This window comes from Cellulomonas sp. IC4_254 (assembly GCF_011603975.1).
Lineage (GTDB): Bacteria > Actinomycetota > Actinomycetes > Actinomycetales > Cellulomonadaceae > Cellulomonas.
The window spans coordinates 1-7,967 of the sequence record NZ_JAANNB010000178.1; the positions used below are offsets into that span (position 1 = coordinate 1).

8 protein-coding genes are annotated in these 7,967 nt (G+C 77.0%); 2 read left to right on the plus strand and 6 right to left on the minus strand.

Annotated elements, in window-relative coordinates; all coding sequences use genetic code 11:
• Nucleotides 1–34: 34 nt before the first annotated feature.
• Genes G6556_RS15100 through G6556_RS15110 form a run of 3 tightly spaced genes read right to left on the minus strand, consistent with a single transcriptional unit; the run spans nt 35 to nt 2,443 of the window.
• Nucleotides 35–376 carry a hypothetical protein gene (locus G6556_RS15100; RefSeq protein WP_166943131.1) on the minus strand — a complete coding sequence of 114 codons (342 nt, stop codon included), beginning with the start codon at nt 374–376 and terminating at the stop codon, nt 35–37.
• Between the two features lie 17 nt (nt 377–393).
• On the minus strand, nt 394–1,392 hold the full coding sequence (locus G6556_RS15105; RefSeq protein ID WP_166943134.1) for a WYL domain-containing protein: 999 nt from the start codon (nt 1,390–1,392) through the stop codon (nt 394–396).
• The gene (locus tag G6556_RS15110) at nt 1,385–2,443 is read right to left on the minus strand and encodes a WYL domain-containing protein (RefSeq protein WP_166943137.1); all 1,059 of its coding nucleotides are present in this window, start codon (nt 2,441–2,443) and stop codon (nt 1,385–1,387) included. The genes G6556_RS15105 and G6556_RS15110 overlap by 8 nt, the downstream gene beginning before the upstream one ends.
• A gap of 34 nt (nt 2,444–2,477) precedes the next feature.
• Here G6556_RS15110 and G6556_RS15115 point away from each other — a divergent pair, with 34 nt between their 5' ends.
• Entirely contained in the window at nt 2,478–3,800 is a 1,323-nt protein-coding gene (locus tag G6556_RS15115) for a DUF3866 family protein (protein WP_166943140.1), read from the plus strand.
• 445 nt (nt 3,801–4,245) lie between these two features.
• The gene (locus G6556_RS15120) at nt 4,246–5,991 is read left to right on the plus strand and encodes an HNH endonuclease signature motif containing protein (RefSeq protein WP_166943143.1); all 1,746 of its coding nucleotides are present in this window, start codon (nt 4,246–4,248) and stop codon (nt 5,989–5,991) included.
• A gap of 228 nt (nt 5,992–6,219) precedes the next feature.
• Here G6556_RS15120 and G6556_RS15125 read toward each other — a convergent pair whose 3' ends face one another.
• From G6556_RS15125 to G6556_RS15135, 3 genes are all read right to left on the minus strand, one after another.
• Complete coding sequence (locus G6556_RS15125; protein ID WP_346774930.1) at nt 6,220–6,624, minus strand: PH domain-containing protein; 405 nt, start codon at nt 6,622–6,624, stop codon at nt 6,220–6,222.
• Between the two features lie 112 nt (nt 6,625–6,736).
• Nucleotides 6,737–7,585, minus strand: coding sequence for an ATP phosphoribosyltransferase (hisG, locus tag G6556_RS15130; protein ID WP_166943149.1), 849 nt, complete (start codon nt 7,583–7,585; stop codon nt 6,737–6,739).
• A 56-nt stretch (nt 7,586–7,641) separates the two neighbouring features.
• On the minus strand, nt 7,642–7,905 hold the full coding sequence (locus tag G6556_RS15135) for a phosphoribosyl-ATP diphosphatase (RefSeq protein ID WP_166943152.1): 264 nt from the start codon (nt 7,903–7,905) through the stop codon (nt 7,642–7,644).
• Nucleotides 7,906–7,967: the final 62 nt, after the last annotated feature.

Consider the following 7,967-nt stretch of genomic DNA (forward strand, 5'->3'; position numbering starts at 1 on the left):
GCGGGTGCGTGCTCGGCGGGGTGGGTGCCCGGCGTCAGCGCGTGTAGGCGCGCCAGCCCTCGCGGGTGCGGCGGTCGCGCTCCCGACGCAGCTCCCGGCGCTCGCGCGCCTGCGCGCGGAGCAGCGCCCAGCGGTCGCGCGACTCCTGCGGCTCCGGCAGCAGCACCGCCTCCCGCGCGGCGCGGGCGGCGCGCTCGGCCTCCTGCGCCTGCTCGGCGAGCGTCGACGCGTGCTCGGCGAGCTGCCCGAGCACCGCGGACGCCTCCTGCAGCTCGGCGACGAGCGCGCGGAACCGGCGCCACAGGTCGCGGCCCAGGACGAACGCGCCGACCAGGGTGCCGAGGACCAGCACGGACCACACGACCACCCAGACCATCGGGCCAACCTATCCCGTCAGCCCGCGGCCGGCGTGCGGTCGGTGCCGTCGGCCAGCGGGCCGTACGCGGCCAGCGCGGCGCGCGCCCGGGTGGCGACGTCGCGCGCGACCTCCGGGGGCCGCACGTCGAGGACGTCGTCCGCGGCCTGGAGCAGCAGGCTGCGCAGGAACGCCCGCTGCCCGACGCGCACGTCCACCTCGAACGACCCGTCGGGCAGGTTCCGCACGTCCTCCACCGGCACCGTCTCCGCGACCCAGCGCCCCGTGCTGCGCAGGTGCAGCGTGGCCACGTCGCCCTCGAGGTCGAACCGGAACTCCGCCGTCGCACCGCGGCCCGCACCGGGGTGCGGCTCCGCCGGCACGTCCAGCACCTCCGCGGCGAGCACCCGGTCCAGCCGGAACAGCCGCTCGTCGCCCGCGCGCAGGCACCACGCCTGCAGGTAGGACCGCTCGTCGCTGGTCGTCATCCGCAGCGGGTCCACGTCGCGGTCGCTCGTCACGTCCGAGGCGTTCACGTACCGGATCCGCAGCCGGCGGCCCGTGGCGAGCGCGCGGCGGATCTCGGCGACCACCTCGGGCCGGCCGTCGACGGCGAGCCGGACGTCGACCGCGCCCGCGGCCTCCCCCGTCGCGGCCGTCAGCTTGGCCAGCGTCGAGCGCAGCACCTCCGCCTGCTCGGGGTCGAGCGTCGGGCCGAGGTCCGCCACCATCGCGCGCAGCGCCGCGAGCAGCGTCACCGCCTCGCGGGTGCCCAGGCGCAGCGGCCGGGTCATCCCGCGGGACTCCGTCAGCCGGATCTCGCCGCGGTCGTAGGAGTCCGCGTCGAAGTCGATGAGGTCGTGCGGGTAGTAGCCGGGCGTGCCGCTCATCCACAGCGTGTCGACGTCCGCCATCACCTGCGACGGGGTCACCCCGAAGTGCTCGGCCAGCTGCTCGACGGACACGCCGTCGTTGCGGTCGAGGTAGCCGATCATGCCGAGCAGCCGCAGCAGCCGCTCGCTCGCGCGCTCAGCCACGGCGGTCCTCCTCGGCGTCGGGGGTGCTGGGGGTGCCCGCGGCGTCGGGGGCGCCCCCGTCGAGGGTCGCCGCGACCCGCAGCAGGCCGAGCACGGCCTCCCGCAGCTCCGGGGGGTCCGCGACCAGCACCGCGTCGCCGTAGCCGGCGACCTCCTCCGCGAGCTCCCACGTCGCCCGGTAGCCCACGCGCACCAGGTCCCGGTCCGCGACGGCGGCCCGCAGCTCCGGCGACGCGTCCGCCGGGAGCCCGGTCGGCTCGCCGCGCGCCCGCAGCGCCTCCGCGCGCTCGGCCCGCAGCGCCAGCACGGCCGTGCGCTCGTCGCTGACGTCCCACGACCGCAGCGCGGCCGCGGTCTGGTCCGGCGTCGGCGCCTCGAACGACCCGGCGGCGCCGACCACGCGGACGCGGCCCTCGATCCGGCTCAGCCGGAACGACCGGGTGCCGCCGCGGTCCACGTCGAAGCCCACGAGGAACCAGCCGCCGCGCCGCGCGACCAGCCGCCACGGCTCGACGAGGCGCTCGCGCACCTCGCCCGTGCTCGCCGCGCGGTAGGTGAACCGCACCCGCTGGCGTACCTGCACCGCGTCCAGCAGCGGCGGGAACGCATCGCCGCCCGCCCGCACGCGCGGCGCCAGCCCGGCCGCGAGGTCGCTCGACCCCGCGCCCGCGCCGACCGCGCGCAGCTTGGTCAGCGCGCGGGACGTGTCGGCGCGCACCGACCGGTCCTGCCAGAACTCGGCCGCCAGCGACAGCGCGCCCAGCTCCGCGGACGTCAGCTCCAGCGGCGGCAGCGCGTACGCGTCCTGGTCGATCCGGTAGCCGACGTCGTCGCCGTGCCCGGCCGACGTCACGGTCGCCACCGGGATGCCGAGGTCGCGCAGCGTGTCCTTGTCCCGCTCGAACATCCGCTCGAACGACTCGTCGGACGGGGCGTCGCCGTAGCCCGCGACCGTGCGGCGGATCTGCTCCTTCGTCATCCGGCCGGGCGTGTGCACCAGGGCGATGACGAGGTTGAGCAGCCGCTCGGCGGGGTGGATCTGTTCGGGCATCGGGGACAACCGTAGTGGCCGGTAGCGTGGTCCGGTGATCACATGGCGCTCGGGCACGGTGGAGCAGGTCGGACGGTCGTGGCCCGGGGCCCAGGAACTGACGGTCGTCGTCGCCGACGGCGTCTCCGGACCGGACCCGGTGACCGTGCGGGCCCTGGCCTACCCGGCCCTCGTCGGCGACCTCCGCCCCGGCGACACCGTGCTGCTCAACGTCTCGGCGCTCGCGCGCGGCCTCGGCACCGGCGGGTACGCCCTGGTCGTCGCCCCCGGGTCGCCGGACCGGCTCCCGGCCGACCCGCCCGCGGGGCCCGGCCACCTCGTGAAGGCCCGGTACACCCCGCTGCAGGCGATGGTGCTCGGCGTCGACGACCAGGAGTCCCCGCACCACGAGGTGCTGCGCGACGCCGACGACCTCGCCGGGCTGCCGGTCGTCGTGGCCGACCTGCACTCCGCCCTGCCGGCCGTCGTCGCGGGCGTGCGGTACGCCGACGCGCTGCTGCACCGGCCCGGCTCCGGTGTCCCTCCGCTGCGCGTCGCCTACGTCATGACCGACGGCGGCGCCCTGCCCGCCTGGTTCTCCATGGCCGTCGCCGGGCTGCGCGACGCCGGCTGGATCGAGGCGTGCGTCACCGCCGGGCAGGCGTTCGGCGGCGACCACGAGGCCGTCACCCTGCACACCGCCCTGCTCGCCGCGCGGCACGTGGTCGGCGCGGACGTCGTCGTGGTCGCCCAGGGGCCCGGCAACCTCGGCACGGGCACGCGGTGGGGGTTCTCCGGCGTCGCCGCCGGAGAGGCGGTCAACGCCGCGGCCGTGCTCGGCGGCCGGCCCGTGGCGTCGCTGCGCGTGTCCGGCGCCGACGCCCGCGAGCGGCACCTCGGGGTGTCGCACCACTCGCTGACCGCGTACGGCCGGGTCGCGCTGGCCCCCGCCGACGTGGTGGTCCCGGTGTTCGACCCGGCGGCGGCACCCGTCGCCGACGCGCCGGTGGCCGGCGCCCCGGGTGCCCTGCGCACCGGCGGCGCCCCGGGGGCGCTGCGCTCCGGCGCCGGGCCCGCGGACGGCGGTGCCGGTCCCGGCGACCAGCCCGGCCTGCACGTGCCCGACCCGCAGACGCACCTGGACGCGCACCTCGCCGCCGTCGGGCGGCGCGTCGCCCAGCAGGCCCGGTCGCTCGGCGAGCCCGCCGGCCGGCACCGGCTCGTGGACGTGCCGGCCGGGGCCGACCTGCTGACCGCGCTCGGCGGGTCACCGGTGCGGCTGTCGACCATGGGCCGGGGGCTGGCGCAGGACCCGGCGGCGTTCCTCGCAGCCGCGGCCGCAGGTGTGCACGCCGCGCGGCTGGCGCGGGGGGCCTGAGCGCGACGGGCGCGCCGGGCGCGGTCCGCCCAGCGGGCATGGCGTCGGGCGCGGCTGGCCCGCGTCGCCTGATCGCGACGGTCGCGCCGGGGAGTCCGCCCAGCGGGGCGCGGTGTCCCGCGGCGGCGGGTCGGTGGCTCACGGCGCGGACGCCGAGTCCTCCACAGGCCGGGTCGCGCGATGCGTCCCCAGGTTCGTGACTCCGGGCGCAAGCCGTGTCGGTGGTCGTCCCTAGGGTGGTGACATGCCCGCTGACCTGCGTGAATCCCTCCCGGAGCCCGGCGCCTCGCCGCGCTCCGCGGCGCGCGCGTGCTGCCGTGGGTGCGGGTGTGGGGGCCGGGGCCGCGACGACAGCGCGAGCAGAGGCCCAGGACCGCGCGAGGCCGCGGCCGCGGCCGCCGTCGTCGCCGAATGCCTCGACCCGGACCTGCCGAGGCACGAGCAGGTGGAGGAGGCGCTCGACCGCACCCCGACCGGCGTGCCGCTGGTGCGGCTGCTGGAGGCGCTCGACCCGCGGTCGCTCGACGACTACGACCTCGTCGAGCTCGCGGCCGGGTACAGCCGGATGGCCGGGTGGGTGCACGCGAACCTCGCGGCCGTGGCCGTCGAGCTCGCCCGGCGCCCCGCCATGGCCCCGCGACTGGACCCGCGCTCCGGCGGCGGCACCCGGATCACCTCCGAGCGGGTCGCGGCGACCGCGCTGTCCGCCCGGTTGCGGCGGTCACCGCAGGACACCGCGGCCCTCGTCCGGGAGGGGAGCGAGTTCTCCGGCGACCTCGCCGCCACCGGGGAGGCGCTGCGTGCGGGCCGGATCAGCGTGCCGGCGGCACGCGCGATCGCCGCACGGCTGGCCGACCAGGTGACCTGGGTGTCGCAACCGGTGCAGGACGTCGTGCTGCCGCGCGCGGAGCACTCGACGGTCACCCAGGTGAAGGCGGACCTCGAGCGTGCCCTGCTCGAGGTCGACCCCGAGCACGCAAGGGACCGACGGGACGTCGCGCGTGCGCAGCGGCGCGTGACCCACCCGCGCGCGCTCCCCGACCAGATGGCTGCGATGCACGTCGTCCTGCCCGCCGAGCACGCCGTCGCGATCGACACCGCCCTGGAGCGCGCGGCCCGCTCCGCCCGCACCGGTGGCGACCCGCGCACGCTCGACCAGCTGCGCGCCGACGGCCTCGTCGACTCGATCCTGACCGGCACGCCGCCCACCACGCAGGACGCGTCACCCACGGCGGTGCCCGGGTCGCTGCCGGCACCCCGGGACGGCGCACGGGTGCCAGCCGGGGCGACGCGGGACGCTGAGTCCCGTCACGGCGCTGCCGACGACGCCGGGATGAGGGCCGGTGCGGGGATCGGGGCGAGCAGAGATGTTCACGCTGACCTCGATGCCCGCGCCGAGGGCGGTGCCGGGCGCGGGGCCGGTGCGGGGATGGGGACGCGGAAGGATGCTCACGCTGACCTCGATGCGCGCGTCGAGGGCGGTGCCGGGATCGGGGCCGGTGCACTCTCGCCCGCAGGCCCCGCGCAGCGGTCCGGCACCCGGGACCCGCGGACCCATGTCCTCGTGACGGTCCCCCTGTCCTCGCTCATCGGCGAGGACGACGCACCGGCGGACCTGGCAGGGTTCGGTCCGATCGACGCCGCGACCGCGCGCGCCCTCGCACAGGGCGGCGTCTGGCGCCGGCTGGTCACGGACGGCCTGTCCGGCTCGGTCCTGGACGTCGGACGCACGACCTACCGGCCCCCGGCGGCGCTGGCCGACCACGTGCGGTTCCGCGACCGGACCTGCACCTACCCGGGCTGCTCGGTACCCGCGCAGCGCTGCGACCTCGACCACAGCGACGACTGGTCACCCGGTCCCGACGACCCGCGGCCGCCGGGCAGCACCAGCCACACCAACCTCGGTCCGATCTGCCCGCGCCACCATCGCGTCAAGCACCAGGCCCGGTTCGACGTGCGGCAACCCGCGCCCGGCGTCCACGAGTGGACCGATCCCACCGGCCACCGCTACCGCACGCGTCCCGGGACGGCGGCGCCGCCCGAGCACCTCACCGGCCCGCGCCGTGTGCGTGACTCGTCGCGCGCCGTGCAGGACCGGCCGGCGCGCAGGGTCGGGACCGACGAACCGACCGCGCGGGCTCGACCGGGCAGACCCGGCAGGGACGCGACCGAGGACCCACCACCGTTCTGACGCGCGCGCCAGACACGCCGATCCCCCTGCCGTGACGTCTGCCCTGGGGTGCCGCCGGCCGGTCGACGGCGACGGCGACGGCGACGTCAGGTGACCCCGGCGACGGTTACGGCCATCGCGACGTCAGGCCGCCCGGGCGAGGGTGACGGGCAACGACCTCAGGCCGCACGGGCGACGGCCGAGGGCCGACCACCAGGTCGGCGATCCGAGGCGGCGACAGTCAGGCCGTCAGTCGTCCCGCGCGGTCCGCTGCCGTGCCGCCACGAGCGTCGCGAGCCGCTTCGCCTCCGCCCGGGCGCGCTCGCCGTCGGAGCGCTGCACGCCCATGACGGCGAGGGTGTCGCCGTCGTCGAGGTCGAGCTGGACCCACGGCCGGCCCTCGCCGAACCGCACCCACACGATCTCGCCCCACGTCACGGTGCGGGTGCTGGCGAGGTTCCGGACGCGCAGGCCCTCCGCCGTCGGGGTGGCGGCGACGGTGGCCTGGCGCCAGAGGAACCACACGATCGCCAGGCCGACGAGCGCGATGCCGCTGAGGTCGGCCGTGGACCACCCCTCGATGCCGGTGGTGGTGAGCAGCACGATGAGCAGCACGGTCGAGGCCGCCACCACCACCGCCAGGGTGCCGGTCACCAGGCGCGCGGCACGCGGCCGGAACACGTCGTCCAGCGCGGGGCGCCGGCCAGCGCCGTCCCCGTCGCGCGAGCCCCGCCCCGGATCCCCCGTCATCGCCCGTCGCCCGGGGTCAGAGCCGGCAGGCGTGGATGGACGTGACGAGGATGGCGCGGGCGCCGACGTCGTACAGCGCGTCCATGACCCGGTTGGTCTCGGAGCGCCGCACCATCGCGCGGACGGCGGACCAGTCGCGGTTGTGCAGGGGCGACACGGTCGGCGACTCGAGGCCCGGGGTGATCGCGACGGCCTGCTCGACCAGCTCGGTCGGCACGTCGTAGTCCATGAGCACGTACTCCCGCGCGGTGAGCACGCCCTGGAGGCGTCGCGTCAGGACGTCCAGCCCCGCGGGCTCCTCGACGTCGGCGCGCCGCACGAGCACGGCCTCGGACTTGAGGATCGGGTCGCCGAACACGTCGAGGCCGGCGGCGCGCAGGGTGGTGCCGGTCTCCACGACGTCGGCGATGACGTCCGCGACGCCGAGCCGGATCGCGGTCTCGACGGCGCCGTCCAGCCGGACGACCTCGGACGGCGCGACGCCCTGGCTGCGCAGGTAGTCGGCGACGAGCACGGGGTACGACGTGGCGACGCGGCGCCCGGCGACCTCGCGGACGTCGTTCATCTGGCCGGCCTGGGTCGCGAACCGGAAGGTCGACCGGGCGAAGCCGAGCTGCAGGTGCTCGGTGGCGGGCGACTCGGAGTCGAGCAGCAGGTCGCGGCCGGTGATGCCGACGTCGACGGTGCCGGTGCCGACGTACACGGCGATGTCGCGGGGCCGCAGGAAGAAGAACTCGACGCCGTTGTCGGCGTCGGGCAGGACGAGCTCACGGGAGTCGCGGCGCTGGCGGTAGCCAGCCTCGCGCAGCATGTCGGAGGCGGGCTCGGCGAGCGAGCCCTTGTTCGGGACGGCGATCCTCAGCACGGGGGTTCTCCGGGGTGTTCAGGTGTGAAAGGGAGCGGCGGGTCGAGCGGGCCGGGTCAGAGGTGGGCGTACACGTCCTCGAGCGTGAGGCCCTTGGCGACCATGAGCACCTGCAGGTGGTAGAGGAGCTGCGAGATCTCCTCGGCGGTGCGGGCGTCGCCCTCGTGCTCGGCGGCCATCCAGACCTCGGCGGCCTCCTCGACGATCTTCTTGCCGATCGCATGGACGCCGGCGTCCAGCTCCTTGACGGTGCCCGAGCCTGCGGGCCGGGTGGCCGCCTTCTCGGTGAGCTCAGCGAACAGCGCGTCGAACGTCTTCACGCCCGCCAGGGTAGACGGTCGCGCGGGCTCCCCCGGACCCCCGTCCAGCGCGGGGGCGCTCA

Coding starts and splice junctions, on each gene's coding strand:
- G6556_RS15100 (WP_166943131.1), bottom strand. CDS start 376: ATGGTCTGGGTGGTCGTGTGGTCCGTGCTGGTCCTCGGCACCCTGGTC.
- G6556_RS15110 (WP_166943137.1), bottom strand. CDS start 2,443: ATGCCCGAACAGATCCACCCCGCCGAGCGGCTGCTCAACCTCGTCATC.